Annotated in this window: 27 protein-coding genes; 15 read left to right on the plus strand and 12 right to left on the minus strand. The window is 57.9% G+C overall.

Going from position 1 to position 26,351, the window contains the following annotated elements:
* Positions 1-21 precede the first annotated feature (21 nt).
* Positions 22-1,068, minus strand: a complete 1,047-nt coding sequence (locus ACR0DE_RS15815; protein ID WP_039523195.1) for a rod shape-determining protein — start codon at positions 1,066-1,068, stop codon at positions 22-24.
* A 154-nt stretch (positions 1,069-1,222) separates the two neighbouring features.
* Between ACR0DE_RS15815 and ACR0DE_RS15820 the strand changes: the two genes are divergently transcribed.
* On the plus strand, positions 1,223-2,008 hold the full coding sequence (locus ACR0DE_RS15820) for a 23S rRNA (adenine(2030)-N(6))-methyltransferase RlmJ (RefSeq protein ID WP_480754172.1): 786 nt from the start codon (positions 1,223-1,225) through the stop codon (positions 2,006-2,008).
* Positions 2,009-2,180: 172 nt separating this feature from the next.
* Here the strand turns inward: ACR0DE_RS15820 and ACR0DE_RS15825 are convergent, their stop codons facing one another.
* Together ACR0DE_RS15825 and ACR0DE_RS15830 are read right to left on the minus strand one after the other, a co-directional pair.
* Complete coding sequence (locus ACR0DE_RS15825; RefSeq protein WP_170395900.1) at positions 2,181-3,752, minus strand: 2-isopropylmalate synthase; 1,572 nt, start codon at positions 3,750-3,752, stop codon at positions 2,181-2,183.
* A gap of 80 nt (positions 3,753-3,832) precedes the next feature.
* Positions 3,833-4,048: a hypothetical protein gene (locus ACR0DE_RS15830; RefSeq protein WP_170395902.1), complete on the minus strand. Its 216-nt coding sequence runs from the start codon at positions 4,046-4,048 to the stop codon at positions 3,833-3,835.
* On the opposite strand from ACR0DE_RS15830, the gene ACR0DE_RS15835 reads away from it, so the two are divergent.
* Positions 4,029-4,694 carry an SDR family NAD(P)-dependent oxidoreductase gene (locus tag ACR0DE_RS15835; protein WP_480754173.1) on the plus strand — a complete coding sequence of 222 codons (666 nt, stop codon included), beginning with the start codon at positions 4,029-4,031 and terminating at the stop codon, positions 4,692-4,694. The two genes, ACR0DE_RS15830 and ACR0DE_RS15835, sit on opposite strands and share 20 nt — an antisense overlap.
* A 7-nt stretch (positions 4,695-4,701) precedes the next feature.
* Here the strand turns inward: ACR0DE_RS15835 and ACR0DE_RS15840 are convergent, their stop codons facing one another.
* Positions 4,702-6,207 carry an MORN repeat-containing protein gene (locus ACR0DE_RS15840; RefSeq protein ID WP_480754176.1) on the minus strand — a complete coding sequence of 502 codons (1,506 nt, stop codon included), beginning with the start codon at positions 6,205-6,207 and terminating at the stop codon, positions 4,702-4,704.
* 141 nt (positions 6,208-6,348) lie between these two features.
* Between ACR0DE_RS15840 and ACR0DE_RS15845 the strand changes: the two genes are divergently transcribed.
* The 3 genes from ACR0DE_RS15845 (at position 6,349) to ACR0DE_RS15855 (ending at position 10,048) form a co-directional block, all read left to right on the plus strand.
* Positions 6,349-8,007: an NAD+ synthase gene (locus ACR0DE_RS15845; RefSeq protein ID WP_480754178.1), complete on the plus strand. Its 1,659-nt coding sequence runs from the start codon at positions 6,349-6,351 to the stop codon at positions 8,005-8,007.
* A gap of 218 nt (positions 8,008-8,225) precedes the next feature.
* Positions 8,226-8,567 carry a hypothetical protein gene (locus ACR0DE_RS15850; RefSeq protein WP_170408289.1) on the plus strand — a complete coding sequence of 114 codons (342 nt, stop codon included), beginning with the start codon at positions 8,226-8,228 and terminating at the stop codon, positions 8,565-8,567.
* A 149-nt stretch (positions 8,568-8,716) separates the two neighbouring features.
* Positions 8,717-10,048, plus strand: coding sequence for an NAD(P)/FAD-dependent oxidoreductase (locus ACR0DE_RS15855; protein ID WP_480754180.1), 1,332 nt, complete (start codon positions 8,717-8,719; stop codon positions 10,046-10,048).
* Between the two features lie 3 nt (positions 10,049-10,051).
* Here the strand turns inward: ACR0DE_RS15855 and ACR0DE_RS15860 are convergent, their stop codons facing one another.
* Positions 10,052-10,984 carry an MBL fold metallo-hydrolase gene (locus ACR0DE_RS15860; protein ID WP_170395914.1) on the minus strand — a complete coding sequence of 311 codons (933 nt, stop codon included), beginning with the start codon at positions 10,982-10,984 and terminating at the stop codon, positions 10,052-10,054.
* A 212-nt stretch (positions 10,985-11,196) separates the two neighbouring features.
* Here ACR0DE_RS15860 and ACR0DE_RS15865 point away from each other — a divergent pair, with 212 nt between their 5' ends.
* The gene (locus tag ACR0DE_RS15865; RefSeq protein WP_480754182.1) at positions 11,197-11,535 is read left to right on the plus strand and encodes a DUF1801 domain-containing protein; all 339 of its coding nucleotides are present in this window, start codon (positions 11,197-11,199) and stop codon (positions 11,533-11,535) included.
* A gap of 60 nt (positions 11,536-11,595) precedes the next feature.
* Entirely contained in the window at positions 11,596-12,921 is a 1,326-nt protein-coding gene (gene gltX, locus ACR0DE_RS15870) for a glutamate--tRNA ligase (RefSeq protein ID WP_170395918.1), read from the plus strand.
* 15 nt (positions 12,922-12,936) lie between these two features.
* On the opposite strand, the gene ACR0DE_RS15875 is transcribed toward gltX, so the two are convergent.
* Positions 12,937-13,548, minus strand: a complete 612-nt coding sequence (locus tag ACR0DE_RS15875; protein ID WP_170395920.1) for a gamma-glutamylcyclotransferase family protein — start codon at positions 13,546-13,548, stop codon at positions 12,937-12,939.
* Between the two features lie 94 nt (positions 13,549-13,642).
* Between ACR0DE_RS15875 and ACR0DE_RS15880 the strand changes: the two genes are divergently transcribed.
* Entirely contained in the window at positions 13,643-14,089 is a 447-nt protein-coding gene (locus ACR0DE_RS15880) for an Rrf2 family transcriptional regulator (protein WP_170423813.1), read from the plus strand.
* Between the two features lie 2 nt (positions 14,090-14,091).
* On the opposite strand, the gene ACR0DE_RS15885 is transcribed toward ACR0DE_RS15880, so the two are convergent.
* Together ACR0DE_RS15885 and ACR0DE_RS15890 are read right to left on the minus strand one after the other, a co-directional pair.
* A complete protein-coding gene (locus tag ACR0DE_RS15885) occupies positions 14,092-16,620 on the minus strand; it encodes an ABC transporter permease (RefSeq protein ID WP_480754184.1) in 2,529 nt (842 codons plus the stop codon).
* Complete coding sequence (locus tag ACR0DE_RS15890; RefSeq protein WP_170395925.1) at positions 16,617-17,312, minus strand: ATP-binding cassette domain-containing protein; 696 nt, start codon at positions 17,310-17,312, stop codon at positions 16,617-16,619. Before ACR0DE_RS15890 ends, ACR0DE_RS15885 begins: the two co-directional genes overlap by 4 nt.
* Before the next feature lie 69 nt (positions 17,313-17,381).
* Between ACR0DE_RS15890 and ACR0DE_RS15895 the strand changes: the two genes are divergently transcribed.
* Positions 17,382-18,002 (plus strand): arylesterase, encoded by a 621-nt coding sequence (locus ACR0DE_RS15895; RefSeq protein WP_480754283.1) that lies wholly within the window; start codon positions 17,382-17,384, stop codon positions 18,000-18,002.
* 9 nt (positions 18,003-18,011) lie between these two features.
* The gene (locus ACR0DE_RS15900) at positions 18,012-18,626 is read left to right on the plus strand and encodes an SOS response-associated peptidase (RefSeq protein ID WP_480754186.1); all 615 of its coding nucleotides are present in this window, start codon (positions 18,012-18,014) and stop codon (positions 18,624-18,626) included.
* Here ACR0DE_RS15900 and ACR0DE_RS15905 read toward each other — a convergent pair.
* Positions 18,623-19,177: a L,D-transpeptidase gene (locus tag ACR0DE_RS15905; RefSeq protein WP_170408281.1), complete on the minus strand. Its 555-nt coding sequence runs from the start codon at positions 19,175-19,177 to the stop codon at positions 18,623-18,625. The genes ACR0DE_RS15900 and ACR0DE_RS15905 overlap by 4 nt on opposite strands.
* Before the next feature lie 167 nt (positions 19,178-19,344).
* Positions 19,345-19,551 (minus strand): cold-shock protein, encoded by a 207-nt coding sequence (locus tag ACR0DE_RS15910; RefSeq protein WP_010442474.1) that lies wholly within the window; start codon positions 19,549-19,551, stop codon positions 19,345-19,347.
* A 327-nt stretch (positions 19,552-19,878) separates the two neighbouring features.
* On the opposite strand from ACR0DE_RS15910, the gene ACR0DE_RS15915 reads away from it, so the two are divergent.
* Together ACR0DE_RS15915 and ACR0DE_RS15920 are read left to right on the plus strand one after the other, a co-directional pair.
* Entirely contained in the window at positions 19,879-20,406 is a 528-nt protein-coding gene (locus ACR0DE_RS15915; RefSeq protein WP_480754188.1) for an REP-associated tyrosine transposase, read from the plus strand.
* 163 nt (positions 20,407-20,569) lie between these two features.
* Positions 20,570-21,313 (plus strand): hypothetical protein, encoded by a 744-nt coding sequence (locus ACR0DE_RS15920; protein ID WP_480754190.1) that lies wholly within the window; start codon positions 20,570-20,572, stop codon positions 21,311-21,313.
* Between the two features lie 23 nt (positions 21,314-21,336).
* Here ACR0DE_RS15920 and ettA read toward each other — a convergent pair whose 3' ends face one another.
* A complete protein-coding gene (ettA, locus tag ACR0DE_RS15925; RefSeq protein ID WP_170514038.1) occupies positions 21,337-23,004 on the minus strand; it encodes an energy-dependent translational throttle protein EttA in 1,668 nt (555 codons plus the stop codon).
* Between the two features lie 138 nt (positions 23,005-23,142).
* On the opposite strand from ettA, the gene ACR0DE_RS15930 reads away from it, so the two are divergent.
* The 3 genes from ACR0DE_RS15930 to dacB all read left to right on the plus strand — a co-directional run bounded on the left by ACR0DE_RS15930 (position 23,143) and on the right by dacB (position 25,812).
* Positions 23,143-23,613 carry an MOSC domain-containing protein gene (locus ACR0DE_RS15930; RefSeq protein WP_223117574.1) on the plus strand — a complete coding sequence of 157 codons (471 nt, stop codon included), beginning with the start codon at positions 23,143-23,145 and terminating at the stop codon, positions 23,611-23,613.
* A 32-nt stretch (positions 23,614-23,645) separates the two neighbouring features.
* Positions 23,646-24,266: a nicotinate-nucleotide adenylyltransferase gene (locus ACR0DE_RS15935; RefSeq protein WP_480754192.1), complete on the plus strand. Its 621-nt coding sequence runs from the start codon at positions 23,646-23,648 to the stop codon at positions 24,264-24,266.
* A 67-nt stretch (positions 24,267-24,333) separates the two neighbouring features.
* Complete coding sequence (gene dacB / locus ACR0DE_RS15940) at positions 24,334-25,812, plus strand: D-alanyl-D-alanine carboxypeptidase/D-alanyl-D-alanine endopeptidase (RefSeq protein WP_480754195.1); 1,479 nt, start codon at positions 24,334-24,336, stop codon at positions 25,810-25,812.
* Here dacB and ACR0DE_RS15945 read toward each other — a convergent pair.
* Positions 25,809-26,231, minus strand: a complete 423-nt coding sequence (locus ACR0DE_RS15945; protein ID WP_170395941.1) for a tellurite resistance TerB family protein — start codon at positions 26,229-26,231, stop codon at positions 25,809-25,811. The genes dacB and ACR0DE_RS15945 overlap by 4 nt on opposite strands.
* Positions 26,232-26,351 lie beyond the last annotated feature (120 nt).

The following is a 26,351-nucleotide window of genomic DNA, read 5'->3' on the forward strand; positions in this document are numbered from 1 at the left end:
CACCCCATCAGGGTGCGCGCCTTAGCTTTCGTAGTCAATCGCGTGGCGCAGTTGTTTTTCGTATTCGAGTGCTTTGCCCGTGCCCAAAGCCACACAATTCAGGCTTTCATCAGCAATAGAAACTGCCAAACCGGTTTGCTCGCGCAGCGCCAGATCCAGATCACCCAGCAGCGCACCGCCACCGGTCAGCATCACGCCCCGGTCCACAATGTCCGCCGCCAGATCGGGCGGCGTGGTTTCCAGCGCGGTCATCACCGCCTCGCAAATCTGCTGCACGGGTTCAGACAGCGCTTCGGCCACCTGAGCCTGACTGATCTCGATTTCCTTAGGTACACCATTCAACAAGTCGCGCCCGCGAATATGCATCGACTGGCCACGCCCGTCGTCTGGCATCCGTGCGGTACCGATGGTGGTCTTGATCCGTTCCGCAGTTGATTCACCCACCAGCAGGTTCTGTTGACGCCGCAGGTACGAGATGATCGCCTCATCCATCCGGTCGCCACCAACGCGGACCGAGCGGGCATAGACGATATCGCCCAGCGACAGAACCGCGACCTCGGTGGTACCGCCGCCGATATCGACAACCATGTTGCCAGTTGGATCGGTAATCGGCATTCCTGCACCAATCGCAGCAGCAATCGGTTCGGCAATCAGGCCGGCGCGGCGCGCGCCTGCAGACAGAACCGACTGGCGGATTGCGCGTTTTTCAACCGGGGTTGCGCCATGAGGGACGCAAACGATGATCTTGGGTTTCGAGAATGTCGAGCGTTTATGTACCTTGCGGATAAAATGCTTGATCATCTCTTCGGCGGTGTCGAAGTCCGCGATGACACCCTCGCGCATCGGACGGATGGCTTCAATGGAGCCCGGGGTCCGGCCCAACATCAGCTTGGCGTCCTCGCCAACAGCAAGGACTTTCTTGACCCCATCCTTGACGTGGTAGGCAACAACCGAGGGCTCAGACAGGATCACTCCGCGCCCTTTGACATAAACCAGCGTGTTCGCTGTTCCAAGGTCGATAGCCATGTCCGCTGTGAACAGGCCGCCTAGATTGCCAAAGATGCCCATATTTCCCTGATCCCGTTTGTCAGAATTTCCACTGCCCGCGACTCGACGGTTCCGGGACGGATGCCTTATAGGGTGCCAACTCGCCCGGTTAAAGGGCTGATTCCGCGACAATCAGCACCTTTCCGCCTTATTGATGGAGACTTTAGAAGGCATAATGCTCTCATATCAACACATTTACCACGCTGGAAATCTGGCTGATGTGCAAAAGCACGCTTTATTGGCGTGGACGCTGCGTTATTTGACCCAAAAGGACAAACCCCTCAGCTATATCGAAACGCACTCCGGGCGTGGACTATATCACCTTGACGCGGCTGAGGCGGTTCGAACGGGTGAAGCTGTCGCCGGGATCGGGCGCGTCAGGCGCGAAGGTTGGTTTGATTCCGATCATCCAATGGCGCGGGTGCTGGATACCATACAGGCCAGTCACGGCGTGCAAGCGTATCCCGGTTCACCTCTGATTGCGGCCAACCTGCTGCGAAAACAGGATAGCCTGCATTTCGCCGAGTTGCATCCGCAGGAACATACGGCACTTTCTCTGGCGCTGTCTCCTTTCGGGGCGAAGGTCTATCGGCAGGATGGGTTTGAGTTGGCCCAATCGTTGCTGCCTCCGACCCCGAGGCGGGGCATGATGCTGATCGATCCCAGTTATGAAGTGAAAGCTGAGTATGACCGTTTGCCTGGGGTGATCGCGAAGCTGCACCGCAAATGGAATGTGGGTGTGATCGCACTTTGGTATCCAATCCTGACGGACGCACGTCACAAGGCTATGATTTCGTCTCTGAAATCCGCTGGATATCCCAAAACAATTTGCCATGAGGTCACGTTCCCTCCGGCGCGGGAAGGTCATCGCATGGTCGGATCAGGTATGTTCATGTTGAATGCGCCCTTCGGGATCGAAGACGAAATGCGCCGCTTGTCGGAGCTGTTCGCTCAGCTTTGAAAAGCAAGAATTAAACAGGGAAGGCTCCCGCTCCGTTTGCCTGCATCAAAGATGCCGTCAAACGCGTTGGGCCCGGCAGCGGGCCCGAGGCGCGCTGCCGGGCCCAAAACCCAAGAAGGGTCGGCGAAGCCGGGCCGCCGCGGGTGCGGGAGCCATTCGCCTTACCCTTCAATCAGGTCAGGTCTTTGTAGCTGATCTCGCGTGTATCTGCTCCCGGACCAGCCTTTTCACGACGCATGATCAGGCGGTTCAGCGCGTGGATATAGGCTTTGGCCGACGCAACCACCGTATCTGTATTTGCAGACTGACCGGTGGCGATCATACCATCCTCTTCCAGACGGACCGAAACCGTGGCTTGCGCGTCCGTACCTTCGGTTACCGCATGCACCTGATACAGTTGCAGCCGCGCAGTGTTGGGATAGATCGCCCGGATCGCCCGGAAGGTTGCGTCGACTGGGCCGTCACCGTTTTCCGTGGCGATCCTGTCTGCACCCTCTACCTCCAGTTCGACCGTCGCTTCGGCCTGACCTCCGGTACCGCAGGTCACTTTCATCGACACCAGCTGAAGATGATCGTCCGCTTCGTCGTCGACGCTCATCAACGCGATGAGGTCATCGTCAAAGACTTCTTTCTTGCGGTCGGCCAGATCCTTGAAGCGCACGAAAATGTCCTTTAGCTGGTTGTCACCAACCTCATACCCCAGCGTTTCGAGCTTATCGCGCAGTGCAGCGCGACCCGAATGCTTGCCCAGCGGCAAAGAGGTGCCAGAGAGCCCAATGTCTTCAGGGCGCATGATCTCGAAGTTTTCGCGGTTCTTCAGCATGCCATCCTGATGGATGCCGCTTTCATGGGCAAAAGCGTTCTTGCCGACAATGGCCTTGTTGAACTGCACCGGAAATCCGGCCACGGTCGCGACCCGGCGTGAAATATGCATGATCTTGGTAGTGTCGATGCCAGTATGCCACGGCATGATGTCGTTGCGTGTGCGCAACGCCATCACAACTTCTTCCAGCGCGGTGTTGCCTGCGCGTTCACCCAACCCGTTGATGGTGCATTCGATCTGACGCGCACCACCTGCGACCGCTGCCAGAGAGTTCGCTGTCGCCATGCCAAGGTCGTTGTGGCAGTGGGTGGCAAAGATTACCTCATCCGCGCCTGGAACCGTCTCGATCAGGCGCTTGATCAGATCTGCAGACTCGACCGGGGCAGTATAACCGACAGTATCGGGGATATTGATCGTGGTAGCGCCAGCCTTGATCGCAATCTCGATCACACGGCACAGATAATCCCATTCGGTCCGGGTCGCATCCATCGGCGACCACTGCACGTTTTCGCAAAGGTTGCGCGCGTGGCTGACCGTTTCGTGGATCTTGTCGGCCATCTCGTCTTGCGTCAGATTTGGTATCGCCCGGTGCAGCGGAGAGGTTCCGATAAAGGTGTGGATCCGGTTCTTCTCGGCGTGTTTCACCGCCTCCCAACACCGATCGATATCGGCGAAATTGGCGCGGGCCAGACCACAGATGCGGCTGTTCTTCGAGCGCTCGGCGATCTCGGACACCGCTTTGAAGTCGCCTTCCGATGCAATGGGGAATCCGGCTTCGATGATGTCGACGCCCATCTCATCCAGAAGCTCGGCAATTTCGAGCTTTTCGTTGTGGGTCATGGTCGCGCCGGGGCTCTGCTCGCCGTCGCGCAAGGTGGTGTCGAAGATCACGACGCGGTCTTGGTCGGTCACGTTTGTCATGGGGTTCTCTTTCTTCTTCTGTCCTAAAGCCTCTTGGCGCGCGGGCGTCCTCCTCTGAGCGGGCGCGCCGGATGGCACGCTCAGAGGCGGATTAGGATCAGTAGACCACGCAGCAACGCGCCGCTGGGTGCGGCGTTTGCAAAAGCGATATCTGCGCGGTTGATCATGGGGATCAGCTTATACAGGGCGCGCGGCGAATGAAAAGCGGGAAATTTACGGGGGAACAAAAATGACGGTGGAGTTGAAGCGATGAAGCTTTCGGCTAACTTCTCGAGCATGAAAACAGCATTAATCATCGGAGCTTCTGGCGGTATCGGGCGCGTTTTGAATGACCACCTGACAACGGATGGTGTCAAAGTCACCCGACTGGCCAGATCAACGGATGGGTTTGACCTGACCGACCCGGATGGCGCAGAGCGTATGCTGGCGTCCCTTTCTGATCCGTTTGATCTGATCCTGGTAGCCTCAGGGGCGCTTGAGATTAACGGTATGGGTCCGGAAAAATCTATGCGCACCTTGTCCGCGCAGGCGATGATGGACCAGTTTGCACTGAACGCAGTTGGCCCGGCCTTGGTGTTGAAGCACGTGCACCGCCTGCTGCCACGCGACCGCAGATCGGTGATCGCCGTGCTGTCGGCCCGGGTTGGTTCAATCGGGGACAACCGGCTGGGTGGGTGGGTCAGTTATCGTGCGGCCAAGGCGGCTGTGAATCAGATAGTACATACGGCTGCCATCGAATTGGCGCGCACGCACAAACAGGCCATATGTGTCGCTTTGCACCCCGGAACAGTCAAAACGGCCTTTACCGAAAAGTACCTTGCCCGCCACCCGGCTGTTGAACCCAATGAGGCCGCAGCCAATCTGCTGTCCGTCATCAATGGACTTACCCCCGCTGACTCGGGCAGTTTTTACGATTGGGCTGGCAAGCGCGTGCCGTGGTAAGGCTGATTTAGCCGTCGTTTGTATCCGGGTCCGTCGCGTCAGGGGCGGGCGCGTCGGGGGTAGAGTCGGGCTCAGGGGTTTCGGCGCTCGAAGCGGGTGTTTCGGGCGCAATCTCTGTCTCGGTCGCCAGCGTGTCATTTTCCCAGACGCCGGTCTCAACCTCGCCGCCTGCGAAACGCATCGTGCCGTCACCATGGCGTTTGTTTTCCAGGAAATTGCCCTCATAGACATCCCCGGTCTCATAGGTGGCGGTTCCAAAGCCAGTGATCTTGCCGTCGGCCCAGTCGCCTGTGTAGCTGTATCCGCCCGGTCGGTTCAGTGTTCCCTTGCCGTGACGCTTGCCATTCAGAAAATCGCCTTCGTAAATGATCCCGTCCGGAAACGTAGCCTTGCCCTTGCCCTGTCGGACACCGTCTACCCAATCGCCATCATAGCGATAGCCATTTGCAAAGGTCAGAATACCTTTGCCGTCGAAGCGGGCGTTTTTGAACTGGCCCTTATAAGCCGTTCCGTTGGGATAGGTTGCCGTGCCGGTGCCCTCAAAAATCCCGGCAATCCAGTTGCCGTCGTAAACTGATCCGTCGGGGTATGTCGTTTGTCCCGTGCCATGAGGCAGGTCATCCAGAAAGTCGCCGATATAGACCGAACCATCAGGATAGAGCATCTCACCCAGGCCCTCAATCTGGCCCTTTTGCCAGGCACCTGTGTACGCAAACCCGTCGCTACCATTGTAGGTGCCCTGACCATGGCGCTGGTCATCAGCATAGTCGCCTTCATAGGTCGCACCGTTGGCATAGATGGATTTGCCTTTGCCCTGTCGGCGATTTTCGACCATTTCGCCTTCGTAGACATCTCCGTTGGGTTGAACCAAACGGCCTGTTCCGGCCATCTGGTCGTTGGCCCAGGACCCAGCATAAGTCATGCCGTCGACCCAGACTTGACTACCCTGACCATGCCGTTGCCCGCCATTCAAGTCGCCCTCATAGGTACTTCCATCGGCGTAGGTGATCTTGGCGCTGCCGGTTTTCTGGCCGTTTACCCAGTCGCCCTCATAAACCGAGCCATCCGGGCCGGTCAGTACGCCGTGACCGTGATATCTGGCGTCCTTGAAGCCGCCCTCGTATCGCGAGCCGTTGGAATATGTCGCGATACCGGTACCGTTTATCGTGCCGTTGGCCCACTCGCCCTCATAGGACTGGCCATCAGAATAGACGATTTTGCCGCGCCCTTCTGGTTGGCCCTTGGTGAATGTCCCTTCATAGACAGAGCCATTGGCGTAGCGCGCGGTGCCTTGTCCTTGAATCTCGCCCTCGACCCATTGACCGGAATATTCAAAACCGTTCGGCAGGCGGTAAGTGCCGGTGCCATGGCGCAGCCCGTTTTCGAACGTGCCCTCGTAGACACCTCCGACATCATCATCAGCGATGACAATCTGACCGTCCTGTTGGGCGATAGCAAAAGACGCCAGCATTGTAAGCGTTGCAGCGGTAAGGGATGTGCGGATCGCTTTCATTTTTGTACCTGCCTGCGGTGTTTGTGTTGGCGCAAAACTAAGATACCGCCGAGGGCAGAGCAACGGCTTTTGGCGCATTTGCCTTTCACTCGCGGTGTGATCTGCTAAATCCCTGAAAGACATGAGGGCAAGAGGGCAAAAATGGCCGATCGTTTCCGCATCACTCTGGCGCAATTGAACCCAACGGTTGGGGATATCGACGGTAATGCCGCCAAGGCTGCTGCAGCCTGGCAGCAAGGGCGCGCGGCGCAGGCTGATCTTGTGGCGCTGCCCGAGATGTTCATAACCGGCTACAATACCCAGGATCTGGTGATGAAGCCCGCGTTTCATCGGGCCGCGATGAATGCGGTGCAGGCGTTGGCTGAAGACTGTGCCGGCGGCCCGGCGTTGGCCATCGGCGGCCCCTGGGTCGAAGATGGGAAGCTTTATAACGCCTACCTGATCCTCAAAGGTGGGCGGATTGTCAGCAAAGTTCTTAAACATCATTTGCCCAATGAAACCGTCTTTGATGAAGTTCGTCTTTATGATGCGGGTCCTATGGGCGGCCCTTATGCGGTTGGAAATGTTCGTATCGGTAGCCCGATTTGCGAGGATGGCTGGCACGAGGATGTCGCTGAGACACTGGAAGAAACCGGGGCCGAGTTTCTGCTGATCCCCAACGGCTCGCCCTATTTTCGAAACAAATACGATATCCGGTTGAACCACATGGTGGCTCGCACGGTCGAAACGGGCCTGCCGGTAATCTACCTGAACATGGTCGGCGGGCAGGATGATCAGGTTTTCGACGGTGCTACGTTTGGATTGAACCCGGGTGGAGAGCTTGCGTTCCGCATGCCCGTCTTCGATGAGGCCGTCAGCCATATCGATCTGTCGCGCCAAGATGACGGATGGCGTATTGTGGCTGGTGAAGTCGTGCCGCAACCCGACGAATGGGAGCAGGATTATCGCGCGATGGTGCAATCTCTGCGCGATTACATGGGCAAGACGGGGTTTGGCAAAGCTGTGCTGGGGTTGTCGGGCGGCGTCGACTCGGCGCTGGTGGCCGCAATAGCCGTGGATGCGATCGGTGCGGAAAATGTACGCTGCGTAATGCTGCCTTCGGAATATACAAGCCAAAGTTCTTTGGATGATGCCGAAGCCGTCGCCAAGGCGCTGGGCGTGCACTACGACTTTGTGCCGATCTCTGAGGGACGCGCAGCGGTAACCAACACTTTGGCTCCGCTTTTTGCAGGGCGGAATGAGGACCTGACCGAAGAAAATGTCCAGTCTCGCCTGCGCGGTCTTCTGCTAATGGCGATTTCGAACAAGTTTGGCGAGATGCTGCTGACCACCGGCAACAAGTCCGAGGTCGCAGTGGGATATGCCACCATTTATGGAGACATGAACGGCGGCTATAACCCGATCAAGGATCTGTACAAAACTCGCGTGTTCGAGACCTGCCGCTGGCGCAACGCCAATCATCGCGACTGGATGATGGGACCCGAAGACGAAGTCATACGCCCTTCGGTGATCGACAAGCCGCCAAGTGCTGAATTGCGTGAAGATCAGAAAGATAGCGACAGCCTGCCGGACTACCCTGTTCTCGATGCGATTCTTGATATCTTGGTGGATCAGGATGGCTCAATCGCCGACTGCGTTGCAGCCGGATTTGACGAGGCCGAGGCCCGGCGGGTCGAACACCTAATTTACATTAGTGAATACAAGCGCTTCCAGTCCGCGCCTGGCACACGGTTGACGCCACGGGCCTTCTGGCTGGATCGTCGCTATCCGATTGTAAATCGCTGGCGAGATAGAACGTAAGCACCGCTCTGGTTGAAGAATTTACCATTGTTTCGAAAGTGCATGGTAATGCGGATTTCTGCGGCAGTTTGTTTTTCCATTTCAGCCAGTTGTGCGGTGAAAAGACTATGTTTCGCTTGTACGCGCGTCCTTTTTTTGCCACATTTACGACAGGGGTCTGCCTCATATGGGGCGGATGTGACGCAATCCGGTAGGTTGTCCTGCCATTTTCAGAGCCGATGACCGGGATTGTGGAACTGGGAAAAGGCATCCGTGTTTGGGATGTCAGTAAAGGTATTGGTGGTCAAATGACGAATGGATACGATAAGCCGCTTCATTCTCCGTTGCAGTTGAAGCCTATGGAATCAGCGCCGCGCAAGTTGGATGAACAGGCGCTGGATGCTGCGATTGCAGACATTATGAGCCAGGAAGAGCCGACGCCCGACGCGGTGGCAGGCCCGGTTCCGTTGCGATCGGAATTTCCGGTGTTGCAGCCACAGGAATCGCTTGCATCAAAGTCCGATCCCAAGCTCAGCACGGTACTGCGCCAGAAATGGGCGCAACTTTCCGGGGCGGCGTAATCTGAACGCATCTGCGCGGCTTAATTCGCCGCGCATTGGCCAATTGGCCACAGGTTCCGGCAATTGCCCGGGACCAATCGTTTTCTACATTGCCAGTGAAATCGCCTTCAGGCTGGATGTCGCTCCGATGAACGAGCACCGAGCGGTTAATGCCAGGCCCCACACCGACACCCGTCGAATCTGATCTCACACTTCCCAAACACGTAGATGTTGTCGTCATAGGTGGTGGAATCATCGGGGCTTCGGCTGCCTTCGAGCTTGCTGAGCGAGGTGTTTCCGTTCTGTTGTGCGAGAAAGGCCGGATTGCGGGCGAGCAAAGCTCGCGCAATTGGGGCTGGGTGCGCCTTGGGACACGTGATCCGCGCGAAATCCCCCTGATGCAAGAGGCGCTTCGAATCTGGCAAGGGCTGGATGCGCGATTGGGACGCGCCACAGGCTATGTTCAATCAGGAATCGTGTTTGGCGCATCTGGCGCACGAGACGATGAAAACCTGACGCGATGGCTGGACCATGTTGAAGGGCTGCAAACAGGTGCTCGCATGGTATCCGGCCCTGAACTGGACGGGTTGCTGTCGGATAACAGTATGAAACTGCGCTCAGCGCTTTACATGCCGCAGGACGGGCGGGCCGAGCCGCAATGGGCGGCCCCCGCAATCGCCGAGGCGGCGCGCGACCGTGGGGCCGCGATCATGACGCAATGCGCGGTGCGAAGTGTCGATGTTGCTGCGGGCCGGATCGCAGGTGTTTTCACCGAACGCGGCCGCGTTCGGTGTAGTCAAGTCGTACTTGCAGGCGGAGCCTGGTCTCGGCTGTTTGCGGGGAACGCTGGAATCGCTCTGCCACAGCTCAAAGTGCTCAATACGGTCATGCGGACCTCTCCGGTTGCAGCAGGGCCAGAGGTGTCGCTTTGGAGTGATGATTTTGCCATTCGAAAGCGCTCGGACGGGGGATACACCATAGCTTCGGGTCACGAGAATACAGTGGATATCGTTCCTGACAGTTTCCGACTCGGGTTGCAGTTTCTGCCCGCATTCCGGCAAGAGTGGCGGTCCTTAAGGTTTCGCTTTTCGAGACGCTGGATGGTCGAGGCGAATGAGGACCGAAGCTGGCTGCCGACCGATGTGACACCGTTTGAACATTGCCGAGTGCTCGACCCGGAACCTTCCCAGAAAGTGTTGCGAAGGGCGTGGGCCAACGCCCGCAAGGCGTTGCCTGCGCTTGATAGTGCGGAGATCGTGCAAAGCTGGGCCGGCCTGATCGATGTGACCCCGGATGCGATCCCGGTCATCTCGAAAGTGGACGCGGTGCAGGGCCTGCATATTGCGACCGGTTTCTCCGGCCACGGTTTTGGCATCGGTCCTGCCGCAGGTCGATTAGTGGCGGACCTTGTTACGGAAAGCACGCCTTGCGTTGATCCGACCGCATTTCGCCTGTCCCGTTTCACGGATGGGTCAAAAGTGCGGCCGGATGCTGGTTTTTAGCCTCTAACCCATCATTTGATAGCTGACCGGCACGAACCGGAACCCGTCGCCACGGGATTCGACATACCCAGCGGCCGGGAAAGGCATGTGATAGCCGATCATAGGCACTTTGTCCGCAGCCAGCATGCCCAGCACATTCCTGCGCGATTCCGTTGCAGCGGCTTTGTCCATGTCGAATCGCACTTCCCATTCAGGATGTGCAAAGGACCAGACATAGTGATTTGCAAGATCCGCCGTCAGGACCAGACGCTGACCGTTGCTTTCTAGGTGATAGACCATATGGCCCGGAGTATGCCCAAACGCTGCCATACCGGTGACGCCGGATGCGACTTCACCACCATCCCCGATAAAGGTCATCTTCTCTGCCATCGGGGTGACTTTGGCTGCAACCATATCACCCACTCGGTTGCCCGCGTCTTGCGCTGACCAAAAGTCGTATTCGGGTGCTGCTGTTACATAACGCGCATTGGCAAAAGTCGCGGCATCATTGGTTGTCATACCACCGATATGATCGGGATGCATGTGGGTAATGACCACCACATCGATCTGATCAGGCGTTACGCCGGCGTCGGCCAACGCGGCCTGAATTCCACCTTGGCCAAGCCCAGTATCAAACAGGATCATCTCGGACCCCGTATTAACCAGCGTTGGTGTGAAGAAGAACTGCGCAACATCTGGCGAGATGAAGTTGTCAGCCGATACACGGGCGAAATCTTCATCCGAGGCGCCGCCGCCGAAAATGTCCTGCGCACCATCACGAGGCAGGCTGCCATCCAACAAGGTGGTGACGGTGAAATCACCCAGTTGAAACGATTTTGCTATTGTAGAGTTGGCTTTGGTCTCGGTACCTGCGGCCAGAACAGGCGAAGTAGCTGCCGCAAGCGGCAGAGCCGCAACCGTTCCAAGCGCCGCCCGGCGAGTCAATCTGATGGTCATGGTCGTTCTCCCTGTCAGAGCATGTTTGACTGAATTAGGTCAGTCTGGGCCTGTGGCCATACTATGGCACTGTTATATGGGCTGCGTGGTTGAACATTACGTGTTAATTTTTGTTCATGCCGCGATCTGCGAATAAAACCGTACCCACCGGGCAAAACGTTGCTGATTTACTGGCGAGCATTCAGCCGACCCGCAAGGCGGAAGAGGCGCACGTGCTGGACAGGCTGTTTCGTGAAACCACAGGTTATGCGCCCGTAATGTGGGGCCCGTCGATCATTGGCTATGGTCGATATCATTATCGCTATGCGTCAGGGCGTGAGGGCGACTTTCTCGCAACTGGGTTCTCTCCGCGTAAGGCGGCGCATTCTATCTACATCATGCCGGGTTATGCTGATTTCGAAAATATCCTGTCTCGACTGGGCAAACACAAGCTGGGGAAATCCTGCCTCTACGTGAATAAGCTACCGGATATCGATCTCGACGTGCTTGGTGAACTCATCAAAGCCGGGCTCGAACGCCTAGATGGCATTTGGCCGGTTGAACCAACCTGAAAGCCTCTTCTGGACAAAAACGCGCCCATGTGAGATGAGCCGCGCCAACAGGAGACTTCCATGACCACCACCCGTTTTGCCCCGTCGCCCACCGGTTACATCCATGTGGGCAACCTGCGCACCGCCCTGATGAACTATTTGATCGCCCGCAAGGCTGGCGGTACGTTCATTCTGCGCATTGATGACACCGATCCCGAGCGGTCGAAGGAAGAATATGTCGACGCGATCAAGCAGGATCTGGAGTGGTTGGGCCTGCATTGGGACCGGGTCGAGCGACAGTCGGAGCGTCTGGACCGCTACGCCGAGGCCGCCGACAAGCTGCGCGAGATGGGCCGGTTCTACGAGGCGTTCGAGACGCCCACCGAGCTCGACCTTAAGCGCAAGAAGCAACTGAACATGGGCAAGCCGCCGGTCTATGACCGTGCCGCGCTGAACCTCAGCGATGCCGAGAAAGAAGCCCTGCGCGCTGAGCGTGGCAATGGCGTCTGGCGGTTCAAACTGAACCACGAGCGTATCGAATGGAACGATGGCATTTTGGGCGACATCTCGATCGATGCAGCTTCAGTATCCGACCCGGTGCTGATCCGGGGCGATGGTCAGGTTCTCTATACGATTGCCTCTGTGGTCGATGACACCGAGATGGGCGTAACCGATGTCGTGCGCGGCTCGGACCATGTCACCAACACCGCAACGCAGATTCAGATCATCGAGGCCTTGGGCGGGACCTGTCCGCGTTTTGCGCACCACTCGTTGCTGACTGGCCCGCAGGGAGAGGCGTTGTCGAAACGCTTGGGCACTCTGGCCTTGCGCGATCTGCGAGAGCAGGGCGTGCAGCCAATGGCCTTACTGAGTCTGATGGCGCGTCTGGGGTCGTCAGATCCGGTTGAGCTGCGCTCGGATATGGCAGAGTTGATCGACGGCTTTGATGTTACACGCTTCGGTGCAGCCCCAACCAAGTTCGACGTGCAGGACCTGTTCCCGCTGACTGCGAAGCATCTACAATCGCTGCCGCTGACCGATGTGGCCGATGCCGTTGCTAAAGCAGGTGTACCTGCTGAACTGGCCGAGCCTTTCTGGACCATGGCGCGCGAAAACATCACGACGCTGAGCGATCTGGAGGGATGGTGGGAATTGTGCCGTGATGGGGCCGAACCCCTGATCGCTGACGAGGACCGTGAGTTCATTGCTCAGGCTGTCTCGTTGCTGCCCGAAGGCCCATTCGATGGGGAAACTTGGGGCACATGGACCAAGGCCGTGAAAGAGGCCACAGGCCGCAAGGGCAAAGGCCTGTTCATGCCGCTGCGCAAAGCGCTAACGGGGATGGAGCGCGGGCCCGAAATGGCGACCTTGCTGCCGCTGTTGCAGGTGATCCGCGCTCGCGGCTGACTTCAGGGTCAGTGCTTAGAATACGAAGGAGGCAGGTAAATCACCTGCCTTTCTTTGTTCTCCGGGTCGCAAAACTTGCGCCGAAACGCGTTGCAGGCGGTCATCCACGAATTCGGTCTCTGCCTGCTTCAATTGTTGGTGACGGGGATAACTGGGCTCGGCGCGGTCGTTCAAAATCGGAGCATCCCAACCATCGGTTGTTGCAAAGAAGCGATCGGCGCCCTCTGGTCCAAAAGCCCGCAGATACCCTTGCACGACAACATCAATATAGCTGAGCAATAGGGGATGGTGATTGCTGGGCGCGGTGTGTCGATCATGCGGGACTGCGTAGACAGCGATTTCCACCTCTTGCGTCAGAGTGTGCGTGACCGACCGTGTGGCTGGAACGCGGTCATAGGCCCATTCTCTTTCATCCAACGCGGCCCAGTCGTTTTTAGGAACATGGGCGATCATACCATCGATCTCGGAATCAGCATCCGGCACAGCGGTCAAAAACGCCACCGGGCGCAGATCCGTGTGCCGCCATGCGCGTCGCCAACCTTTCAGTCGCGCTGGGCGCGGGTCGGGGAAATCATGCGTCGACAGGTTCACGAGGCTGCCATAGCCGAAGAAATAAGGGTCTGCCATGCGGGTCGCGTCCTTCTTTGACGATTGATGTATGTCAAACAGTCTTTTTACGAGACATGCAATAAAGCTTCACCTTGAGATTCGGGAGGCCCTAATGCGGATTACCAAACGGACGAATATCGCGGTGCGTGTTTTGATGTATTGCGCCGCACATCAGGAACGGCTGGTCACGAAGGCCGAGATCGCCGATGTCTGTAATATTTCAGAAAACCATCTGGCACAGGTGATCAACCAACTGAGCCAGCTGGACTATCTCAGCACACAACGCGGCCGCAATGGCGGCATGACGCTGGCGCGCCCGGCGGATCAGATCCGGGTCGGGTCCGTGTTTCGCCATGTCGAAGGCGGATTGCCGATTGCCGAGTGTTTTGCGGATGCTGACAACACCTGCCCACTGACCGATGCCTGCCGCCTCCGGTTGGCGCTGCGGGATGCGGCTGAGGTGTTTTATGCGTCGCTGGACGAAATCACGCTTGATGCGTTGGTGTGCGACAATGACCAATTGCTGAAAATATTGCAGCCTGTCGCTTGTATGCGCTGAACTCAGTCGCTGGCGCGCAGTATGCGCGCAGGGCGTACTGAAAGCGGGCGCAGGGCAAAGACCATCCCCGCGCCTAAGGTAACGCCAACACCGGCGATGACGATCCCAAGCGCGGATGGCCAGATGACCGCGAACTCTGTGTCGAATATATAAGTAGCCACGGCCCAACCGCCCAGAATTCCGGTCAGCAAAGCAACGCAACCTGCGGCTGCTCCCAAAAGGATTGCCCGCAGGGCAAAGCTGCGCAATATGCGCCCACGGTTGGCACCCAGAGTCTTGAGGATCGCTGCCTCGTACCTACGCGCCGGTTCGCCCGCTGCCGCCGCACCGATCAACACTAAAAACCCGGTCAACAAAGAAACCCCTGCGCCATATGACGTGGCTGCCGCAAGCCCTGCTAGCAGGCCTGATACCCGGTCGATGGCGTCCCTGACCCGGACTGCCGTGATGTTGGGGAATTGACCGGCCAAATCACGCAGAATGGCGGCCTCGGCCTGTTCTTCGGCATAAACGGTAGCGATGAAGCTATGTGGGGCACCAGCCAGTGCAGAGGGGTTCATCGACATGACAAAACCCATTCCTGCAGTAGAGAAATCAACCTCGCGCAGCGATGTGAGTTCAGCTGTGATATCGCGGCCCAGGATATTAACGGTCAGCTCATCGCCCAGTTTCAGGCCCATCTCGTCGGCCTCTTCTGCGGCAAAGCTGACTTGCGGTGGGCCGCTGTAGTCCTCTGGCCACCAAACCCCGTCAGTCACGCGGGCATTCCGTGGGGGGCGGGCAGAGTAGGTTACGCCCCGGTCGCCGTCCAGAACCCAGTGATCGCCTGCAATCTCGCGCGCGGGTCGCCCATTGATTTTGGTAATGATCCCACGCAGCATCGGAGCGCTTTCTACCCGACTGACGGCAGGGTCGGTGTCGAGACGTTCGCTGAACCCGGGCATCTGATCCTTCTGGATATCGACGAAGAAATACGAGGGTGCGACCTCGGGCAAGTTGCCCGAAATCGCATTGCGTAGCGTGCCGTCGATCTGCCCCACCGCCGCAAGGACCGAAAGGCCGAGCCCAAGGGACAGGACCACCGATGCTGCGCCTTCGCGTGGGTCAGAGATTGCGGACAACGCCCACCGCAGGGCTGGACGCCCTCTGGCCCAAGGAGCGCCCGCGCGGGCCAATTTGCGAATGGCAATGGCAGAAAGGGTCAGCAAAGTGAGCGCCCCCGCCAGACCTGCGCTTGTCCAGAGGGTCAACCGGGTTGAACCGCTGAACCAAGCGGCGGCTCCGATCAGTACGGCCAGGCCAATTGCAGTCGCAATTACATAGATCAAGCGCGGGAAGCTGCTTACCGAAGTCAGCGCATCCCGGAACAATGTTGCCGCACGCACCTCCTCGGTTCTGGCCAGAGGCCAAAGCGTAAACAGGAACGCGGTTAGCACACCATAAAGTGCGGCCTCGAACAGGGGCTGCGGATATAGCGAGAATACAGCGGGGATCGGCAGTTGGGTTTCGATAACCGGTGCCAGCAGCATTGGAAGCGCCGCGCCCAGGGTCAAACCCATGACGATACCAACGCCTGAAAGAACGGCGATCTGGATCATGTATGTCTGAAAGATTGTGGCCCGATCAGCGCCCAAAGTCCGCAATGTCGCAATGGTTTCCGTTTTCTGGGACAGATAGGCGCGCACGGCAGCCGATACGCCGATCCCCCCAACCGCCAATCCGGATAGACCAACCAGCACCAGAAACGCGCTGAGGCGCCCTACAAACTCGGATATCCCCGGTGCACCATTGCGGGCATCAGTCCAGCGCATGCCGGTTCCCTCGAAGGCCTGCCTGGCTTGCTGCGACAGCGCCTCCAACTCGGCGGTTTGCGGCAAGTTCATCCTGTATTTGGTGGAAAACAAAGTACCCGGAGCCAGCAGGCCCGATGATTGCAAATCCTCGGTTCGAACCAACGTGCGCGGTCCCAGCGAGAACCCATCTGCCGCACCATCCGGTTCGTGTTCCAGCGAGGCCATCAAAACGAACCTCTGCGTGCCGAGATCAAATTGGTCCCCAATCGCAAGGTTCAGGCGGTCAATCAGGGACGGAGCCATCAAGGCGCCGGGCAGCCCATCGGCGCCCGCCAAGGCCTCGGGCAAAGAAACTGCGGGTTCCAGAGCCACCGATCCCAACAGCGGATAGGCCCCGTCCACGGCCTTCACCTGAGTTAACGCCCGTTGCGCGCCTGCGCCATCACCCGTGACTGCCATGGACCTGAAATCGACGACCTCCGACACTGCTTGCGCGGTGTCCGCCATCCAGTCACGTTCCTCATCATTTGCAAAGCGATAGGTGAACTCCAGCTGGGCATCGCCGCCTAAGAGCGACGCGCCCTCTTGTTGCAATCCGGTCTGAATGGCTTGGCGCACCATGCCAACCGCAGCAATTGCTGCAACACCCAAAGCCAGGCAGGCCAGAAACACTCGAAACCCGCGCAACCCACCGCGCAGTTCGCGCCGGGCCAGGCGACCGGCCAGACGCAGGCTCATTCGGCGGCCTCACGCTGGGATTCCTCGGCGATACGCCCATCGCGCAAGCGCACAACGCGGTCGCATTTCTGAGCCAGCGTATGGCTGTGCGTGACCAGAACCAGAGTTGCCCCGTGACGGTCCCGCAGTCCGAATAACAGATCAATGATTGCTGAACCGTTGGTTTCATCCAGATTTCCCGTTGGTTCATCTGCCAGTAATATATGCGGGCGCGGGGCCGAAGCGCGGGCCAGCGCCACACGCTGTTGCTCGCCGCCGGACAACTGCGCCGGGTAGTGATCGATACGATGTGAAAGGCCCACGGCCTCCAACTCGGCCGCGGCGCGCTGGAAAGCATCTTTGTGTCCCGCGAGTTCTAACGGGGTCGCCACGTTCTCAAGCGCGGTCATCGTCGGAATCAAGTGGAAATTCTGAAACACTACGCCCATGGCATCTCTTCTGAACCGTGCCAGCGCATCCTCGCTCATTTTCGTCAAATCTTGGCCCAATGCGGTAACGCGTCCACCGGTTGCCTGTTCTAAGCCGCCCATTAGCATCAGTAGCGAAGACTTTCCGGAACCAGAGGGACCGATCAGCCCCAGAGTTTCACCCTTGCTCACAGTCAAGGTGATGTCGTGCAGGATATCCACTCTTCCGGCATTGCCATCCAGCGATAATGCGGCATCTTGGAGGGTGAGAACGGGTGTCGTCATCGATCAGGCCATCAAGAGGGGTACAGTCCATTGGGATATGGCGCGATACAGAAGCTGCGCAAGGGTTTGATGTCAGGCGTGTTCATCTGTTGCGGATTTGCCGCGACGGCTGAGCCGGTGGTGATTGCGGCGCTCGGAGATTCCCTGACACAAGGATATGGACTTCCGCAACAAGACGGGTTTGTGTCCCAACTGCAACGCTGGTTGCAGGAGGAAGGGGCGGATATTCAGCTTATCAACGCCGGTGTTTCCGGGGATACGACCGCAGGAGGAGCCTCCCGCGTTGATTGGACTCTGACGCCAGAGGTCGATGGCATGATTGTAGCCCTCGGCGGCAATGATCTGTTACGCGGTATCGATCCGGATGTGTCGCGCGCCAATCTTGAGGCAATCCTGAACACCGCTGAAGCTGCGAATGTCGAAGTTCTGCTGATCGGCATGCAAGCCCCCGGGAACTATGGGACGGATTACAAGCAAAGTTTCGATGCCATGTATCCGGAACTGGCGCAGCAGTATGGCGCGATCTATGCGCAAAGCTTCTTTGACGGGATCGCGACCGAGGGCGATCCTGCAGTCGCGCACCAGTTCATGCAATCTGATGGCATCCATCCAAATGCCCAAGGCGTTGCGCTGATCGTTGACGCGCTAGGACCTTTTGTACTGGCTTTAGCGGAGCGCGCTGCCGATTAGGAGGATCCTATGCCAGGCCGGTTTTTTCTCACACGACCAATTGGCGAGATTGCTAAGTTCCTGAACGTGAAAGATAACGTAGGGCCTCAACCCCCGCGCAGGAACATTCAACCGGGTCAGGAGGTGACGGTATTGACCGGAGAAGGCTTGAAGATGATGCGTTGGGGGATGATCCCGGTCGGCAGGGTCAATGCGCGCGGACGTCCGGTGATGGAGACCATTATCAACGCTCGCTCTGAAACGGTTTTTGACAAAAGCGCATTCGAAGGTGTTGGGCGCGCAGTTATACCAGTTGATGGCTGGTACGAGTGGATCGGAGAGAAACGGCGCAAAACTGCATGGCGTATCGCAGCGAAGGATGGCATGCCGCTGTTATTTGCTGCAATTACGGATAGTTGGGAGGCCCCTGGTGGGCAGCGTGTGGATCAGGTCGCCGCAGTCACCTGCGAGCCAAATGCCGATGTAAAGCCGATCCACCACCGTATGGGTGTGTTGCTGGGGTCGCAGGATGTGGATTGCTGGTTACATGGATCCGAAGAAGAGGCGCAGAAGCTGATGCGCCCATGGCCAGAAGGTCGCCTGAGGATTGAACAAGCCGACGATGTGGATTGGTCGGCGGCTTAGACCACGGTCACCACGGTTCCAATCGGCACCCGGTTGTACAGATCGATTACATGCTGATTCAGCATCCGTATGCAGCCGTTCGAGGCCGCGCGACCGATGGTTTGCGGTTGTGTGGTGCCATGGATGCGGAAATAGGTGTCGACTCCGTTTTGGAACAGATACAAAGCGCGCGCGCCCAGTGGATTATCGCTCCCTCCGGGTTGGACATAGTCGTTGTCCTTGAACCGACCATAGGCCACCGGGTCGCGTTCGATCATCTCATCGGTCGGTCGCCAGGTGGGCCATTCCTTCTTTACGTCGATAGTTGCGGTTCCTGTAAACTCCAGTCCGGCTTTGCCGACGCCGCAGCCATAGCGGATCGCTTTGCGGGGTTCGGTTATGTAATAAAGGTAGAAGGAACGGGGAACGACCAGCAGCTGACCGGGTAGGAATTGCTTTTTGACCCGCACGAATTGTGGCGTGGGATCATACTCGACCGCTTTCTTGGCGCTGACAACGCCCGGAAGCAGGCTGACGGCAGTACCGGCCAGAAATACGCGGCGTGTGAACATGGTGACATCCCTCAAATGACCAAAGAAATCATAACGCTAGTTTTGAAATGATAGCGGATTTGGTCAATCACCGGGGAGGGATAACCCGATTGTGATGTATTCCCTATGCCACACAATCAACGAGGGAATAGCAGAGAGGGCGGGAAAAATCCCGCCCTTTGAACGGCTTAGGCCAGTTCGATATTGTCGGCGCTTTCGCGGCCGTCACGACCAGCGCGCAGCTCGTACGTGACTTTCTGGTTGTCGGCCAGACCGGTGAGGCCCGAACGCTCGACTGCCGAGATGTGTACGAAGATGTCTTTGCCGCCATCTTCGGGTGCGATAAAGCCATAGCCTTTGGTGGTGTTGAACCATTTTACGGTGCCTGCGGGCATATCCGTTGTCTCCTGTTTAGTGCTGCCCACGTGGATGCGGCAGCCCGGCGTCGTTGTCTGGATCGATAGACTGAGCGCCGTAGAAGGAGACTGCAGGTCGAAATAGAAAAACGTAAGCCTCATGGATATGGCATCGGTCAGGCGGTGTGGCAAGGGCGGATTGTACGGTTTGTACAGGGGTTTGAGGGGCAATCGTCCGACTTGTACAAGAATCCGCCGATGGTTTTGGTTATTAGTTGGCGGAGCTTTGATAAGGTCCGGTTATTTATCTGGCGCGTTGGAGTGGCATTCAGAATCCGTTAACCCTCGTCATGATCAAGTTACAGCATGAGCGATTATCGACACGTCCGCGTTCCCGGAGCCAAGTATTTTTTCACCGTGTCTTTGGCCGACCGGTCGTCGGATTTGCTGGTGCGTGAGGTAGCGCATCTGCGGGCGGCCTTTGCAGCAACGCAGATAGAGCGGCCGTTCTGGTGCGATGCGTTTGTTGTATCGCCGGATCACCTGCACGCGGTTTGGACCTTGCCGCCGGGGGATGCGGATTATTCGACGCGGTGGCGGTTAATCAAAAGCCGATTTGTGCGTGCCGTCGGAGAATTCGGTCCGCGAAGCGAGTCCAAGGTTGTCAAACAGGAACGCGGGATTTGGCAACGCCGGTTTTGGGAGCACACCATTCGGGACGAACGAGATTACCGCAATCATGTGGTTTATTGTTGGGGCAATCCGGTCAAACATGGGTTGGTGGAGCATCCAACCGATTGGCCGTATTCGTCGATTTATCGTGATATCCGCGCAGGCCGGGTTGATCCGGTATGGAGTGGCGTTGTCACCGAAGGAGCGTTTGGGGAAGCGTAGGATGGGTGATTTCACCCATCAATTTATGTGGTGGGATATTGGAGAATTGAGGAGTGATGGGTGAGAGCACACATTCTACACTTGCTAAAAAAAACGTTTCCAGTCGTTAGCCTGTTGAATAAACTTGGTTGATAGTTGTCCGAAAAAGTTTGGAATTTGTTTGATGGATGTTCTTTTGAAATTGATTATCGGAATAGTGTTGTTGCTTGCCAGCTCTATGCAGGCACAATCGCTTGAAGACGAAGATCTAAGGAGAGTCAGAGAGGCAGTTGTAGTCGTTTGTGGCGAATTCGCGCAAGGCGGTTCTTCGAGTGAAATAAACGCAAGTGGCGCTGCGGGAGTCGAATTGAAAAATCTGGCTCGAATATTGGCAGATCTTGGTCTGGAAGGCGATGGTGACTTTTCAGCCGAGGAATATGTAGGGGTACTAAGGGAAGAACTTGGTGAAGAAATACTGAATAACAGAGCTTGCCGTCTGAAAATTTGGAGCGATATTGTTTCCGGCGTTAATTCGAGTGACCAGACTGATGTAGCGGAAAAAGCTCAGCTTACTTCAGATTACGGGAATTCGTCCGGGCTATTTGATTGTAAATCAACACAGAATTTTGAGGTTTGTGTTGATAGTTCAAGAATTAGAGGTGCGTTTGCAGATTTGAGTCTGACACTGCGCAACAGGACCGACAAAACTTTAGATGTTTGTCAATCCACACCTCACGCGTACGCTATTTCAGAAGAAGGTAAAAAAACTGAAGTAGGTATTGGACCGGATTGCAGGAGGGTTGTTGGAGGGGGGCTCGAATCGTTTAGTTTTCTATTTGAGTTTGAAAGTAATGTTGGTGGATTTTATGATGCTACGGTGGTATTTTCACGCCCCTCAACACAAATTACATATCGAAACTTGCGTTGAGGGTAATCAGACTCAACACTAGTTCACCGCGCAAACTTCTTATGCTTCAACCGCTTGGGCTCCAGCGCGTCCGGTCCCAGACGGCGTTTTTTGTCCTCTTCGTAGTCCTCGAAGTTGCCCTCGAACCACTCCACATGGGCATCGCCCTCGAACGCCAGAATATGCGTGCAAATCCGGTCGAGGAAGAAGCGGTCGTGGGAGATGACGACGGCGCAGCCGGCGAAATCGACCAGCGCGTCTTCCAGCGCGCGGAGGGTTTCCACGTCCAAATCGTTGGTCGGTTCGTCGAGCAGCAGGACGTTGCCGCCCTCTTTCAGCAGGCGGGCCATGTGGACGCGGTTGCGTTCACCCCCTGACAGCAACGAGACCTTTTTCTGCTGGTCGCCGCCCTTGAAGTTGAAGGACGAGCAATAGGCGCGGGAATTGACCTGCGCGTCGCCCAGTTGGATGATCTCGGCGCCGCCGGTGATCGCCTCCCACACGGTGTCGTTGTCTTTGAGGTCATCGCGGGATTGGTCGACATAGGACAGCTCGACCGTGTCGCCCAGCGTGATGGTGCCGCTGTCGGGCTGTTCCTGCCCGGTGAGCATCTTAAACAGGGTCGATTTACCTGCACCGTTGGGGCCGATGACGCCAACGATGCCGCCGGGGGGCAGGGCGAAGTCCAACCCTTCGATCAGTTGCTTGTCGCCCATGTGTTTCGACAGGCCCTCAACCTCGATCACTTTGCCACCAAGGCGCTGGCCGTTGGGAATGACGATCTGGGCGCGGGTCAGCTTTTCGCGTTCGGACTGGTCGGCCAGCTCGTTATAGGCGTTGATCCGGGCCTTGGATTTGGCCTGACGGGCCTTTTGGCCCTGACGCATCCATTCCAGCTCGCGCTGCAGGGTCTTCTGCTTGGACTTGTCCTCACGGGCTTCCTGTTCGAGGCGTTTGGCCTTTTGTTCCAGCCATGCGGAATAGTTGCCTTCGTAGGGAATGCCGCGACCCCGGTCGAGTTCCAGAATCCAGCCGGTGATGTCGTCCAGGAAATAGCGGTCGTGGGTGACGATCAGGATGGTGCCCTTGTAGTCGATCAGGTGTTGTTGCAGCCAGGCGATGGTCTCGGCGTCCAGGTGGTTGGTCGGTTCGTCGAGCAACAGCATGTCGGGCGCTTCCAGCAGAAGCTTGCACAGCGCCACGCGGCGTTTTTCACCGCCCGAGAGGTTGGCAATGTTGGCATCGTCCGGCGGGCAGCGCAGCGCTTCCATCGAGACATCGATCTGACTGTCGAGGTCCCACAGGTTTTCCGCGTCGATCGCGTCCTGCAGGGTGGTCATCTCTTCCATCAGCTCGTCCGAGTAGTTCTCGGCGATCTCCATGGCGATTTCGTTGAAGCGGTCGACCTTGGCCTTTTTCGCGGCCACGCCCAGCATGACGTTCTCGCGGACGGTCAGCGATTCATCCAGCTGAGGTTCCTGCGGCAGATAGCCGACCTTGGCGCCTTCGGCCGCCCATGCCTCACCGGTGAAGTCGGTGTCGAGGCCCGCCATGATCTTCATCAGCGTCGATTTACCCGCGCCGTTGACGCCCACGACACCGATTTTCACGCCGGGCAGGAAGCTCAGGTGGATGTTTTCAAAGCACTTCTTGCCACCGGGATAGGTCTTGGAGACACCCTGCATGTGGTAGACATATTGATAGGCGGCCATGTCGCGTCCTCTGGGTCGGGGAAATCAAGTTGGAACGCTGGATATCCGAGGCGAGCGGGCGGGGCAAGCTGGTGGTTTTGTGAATTTTCTGTGGTCGTTTGATCCGGTAGAACCAACACGACAAGGAGTGGTGGGGTTTTGGCAGAACTTGCGGAACTGATTGCCGGTTGGGCGCAACCGGGCCGGGTGACATGGATTGGTTTACGTCCCGGCCGCAGAGCGGAAATGGATGGGCGCAACGAGGTTTGGGTATCAGCCGATGGGCTCGACGGCGACCGCAGCCGGGCGGGCAAGCGGGCGGTGACTTTGATCCAGCAGGAACATCTGGCGGCGATTGGCTCTTATCTGGGGCAAGGATCGGTTAAGCCTGAGATCCTGCGGCGCAATCTGGTGGTTTCTGGGATCAATCTGGCGGCGCTAAAGGGGCGGGAGGTGCAGGTCGGGGAGGCCGTTTTGCGCTTTACCGTGATATGCGCTCCGTGCAGTCGGATGGAGGAGGCGTTGGGCAAAGGCGGCTATTCTGCTGTGCGGGGGCATGGGGGATGGTGTGCCGAAGTAGTGCAACCGGGGCAAGTCAGGCTTGGCGATGTGGTGCAGCCGATTGATTGACAACACCTCTCAGTTCTGAACATCAGCAGAGGATGGAACGCAGTACCATTCCATATGCGGGGCCCGGGCAGGTCGTGGGGTTGTTCGGAGGGTCATTTGATCCTCCGCATCAAGGTCATGTGCATGTGACGCGCGAGGCGATGAAGGCGTTCGGGCTGGATCGGGTGTGGTGGCTGGTGTCGCCGGGCAATCCGTTGAAGGAGCGGGGGCCTGCGCCTTTGGAGCGGCGGGTTGCGGCGGCGCGGGACGTGATGCAGCATCCGCGCGTTGATGTGACGGATATTGAGGCGCTGACGGGGACGCGGGCGACGGCGGATACACTGGCGGCGCTGCGGCGGCTTTATCCGCAGGTTCGGTTTGTATGGCTGATGGGGGCCGACAATCTGGCGCAGTTTCACCGCTGGAAGGACTGGCGACAGATCATGGACAGCGTGCCTGTGGGCGTTGTGGCGCGGCCGGGGGATCGGATCTCGGCGCGGATGTCTCCGGCGGCTCGGCTTTATGCCAAGTACCGTATCGACGGGCAGGCGCGGCATTTGCTGGGGCGGGCGGATGCTCCGGCGTGGTGTTTTGTGAACGTGCCGATGGTTGACGTCAGTTCGACCGAGTTGCGCAATCGCGGGAATTGGAGCGATGGGGTGTTGCCCGAATGACTCCACTTGGCGCATAATCTTAATCAAGTGATTGTCTGCATTTAAGCTCTGGGATTCTAATAGACCCATGGTCGATCGAATTTCGCGTCGTTTGTTTCTGGGTGGATTAGGGGCGTCTCTGGTTCCGGGCGCAGGTCTGGCCGAGGCGCCTTCGGTGTCTCTGCGCCCTGTGCTGCGTGGCCCGCAGCCCAGCGGGGCCGAGCGACTGGTTCAGGCAGCGGGGCTGAAGGGCGAGGTTGTTTTCGCCGTGGCCGACGTGGAAACCGGAACGCCGCTGGAGGTGTTCGGCGAGGGCCAAAGCCTACCACCAGCCAGCGTCGCCAAGGCGCTGACCGCGCTTTATGCGCTGGATGTGCTGGGTCCGGAGTATCGGTTCGAAACGCGCTTGATCGCGGATGGACCGGTCGAGAATGGCATTCTGAAAGGTGACCTGATCCTTGCGGGTGGCGGTGATCCGCTGCTGGATACAGACGCGCTGGCCACAATGGCAGCCAATCTGCGCAAGGCCGGGATCACCGAGGTGAAGGGCGCGTTCAAGGTCTATGATGGTGCGCTGCCCTACGTCTTCAGCATTGATCCGGGGCAGCCGGATCATCTGGGCTATAGCCCGTCGATCAGCGGGATTTCCCTGAATTTCAACCGTGTGCATTTCGAGTGGAAACGCGAGGGCACCGGCTATGACGTGACCATGGATGCGCGCAGCGCAAGTTACAGGCCGTCGGTGGATATGGCATCAATGCGGGTCGAGAACCGCAGCCTGCCGATCTACACCTATCAGCCAAGCGCGCGGCAGGATCGCTGGACCGTGGCCAAAGGGGCGCTGGGCAATGGCGGTGCCCGGTGGCTGCCGGTGCGCAAGCCTGCGCTTTATGCCGGGGACGTGTTCCGTACGCTGGCACGCGTGAACGGGATCATACTTGGCCGGGTGCAGGTAACGCGGCAAGCAACGCAAGGGACCGAGCTGGTGGTGCATCAGAGTGATCCGTTGGAGAGCATCCTGAAGGGGATGCTGAGATATTCGACCAATATAACCGCCGAAATGGTGGGTTTGGCGGCCACCAAGGCGCGCGGGGTTGCGCCGCAGAGCCTTGAGGACTCGGCCGCAGAAATGAACCTATGGGCGGCAGAGCGTTTTGGCGCAGATGGGATCGCGATGGTCGATCATTCCGGACTTAGCGGTTCCTCACGTATGGCCCCCTTCGGTCTGGTCAATACGCTGGTGGCGGCGGGGCAGTCAGAGGAGCTGCGGCCGTTGCTTCGGTCCTTTACGCTGGCCGACAAAAACGGGCAGCCGGTCAAGGATCATCCGATCAAGGTCGACGCAAAAACGGGTACTTTGAACTTCGTCTCGGGTCTTGGCGGTTACATGACAACGGCAGATGGGGTGGATCTGGCCTTTGCGATCTTCACCGCCGATACCGCGCACCGTGCCACGATCCCGCGTGCGTCGCGCGAGCGCCCGGACGGCGCGCGGGCCTGGAACCGACGGTCTCGCACTTTGCAGCGCAATCTGATTGAGCGGTGGGGTACGCTCTACGGCAGCTAGGTCGTATGCCGCGCCCGTGCCCCGCGTTCGATAGCGGCAGCGTGCAGGCGGTCGATGCTCAGCTCGTACCGGATTTCTTCCAGCAGGCGCAATTCGGTTTCGGCCAGAGTGCCGTCAGCGGCGGCGACATCACAGGCCAGCGCGTAGGCGGTTTCGTTCAGGCGTTCGGGCAGGTTGTCACGGATCAGTCCGAACAGGGCATCCAGCCCGTCCACCTGCTCAAACAAATCAAACACGATCTGCGAGACGCGGCGGGTTCGGTCGATGTCGTAGCCTGCAAACACCGGCAGCATGTTGACCGCGCCTTCGATCTTGACCAGCTCGGCGGTTCGGATGTTCTCGTCCGAAGCGGAAATCGCCACCATGATCGCCACAAGGCAATCCTGCGGGGACATCGGATGTGGGGTTTGCTCGGTCATGGTGTCGTCCTGAATGAAACATTTGTTGCCGCACGATAGGAGCGGGTGCAAGGAGGTTCAACTGGTAGTTTTGGGGTGCAATGAATGCGATCGATGAGGGTGGGTGATTTCGGCTGCGAT

It is taken from the genome of Ruegeria sp. C10 (genome assembly GCF_056537805.1).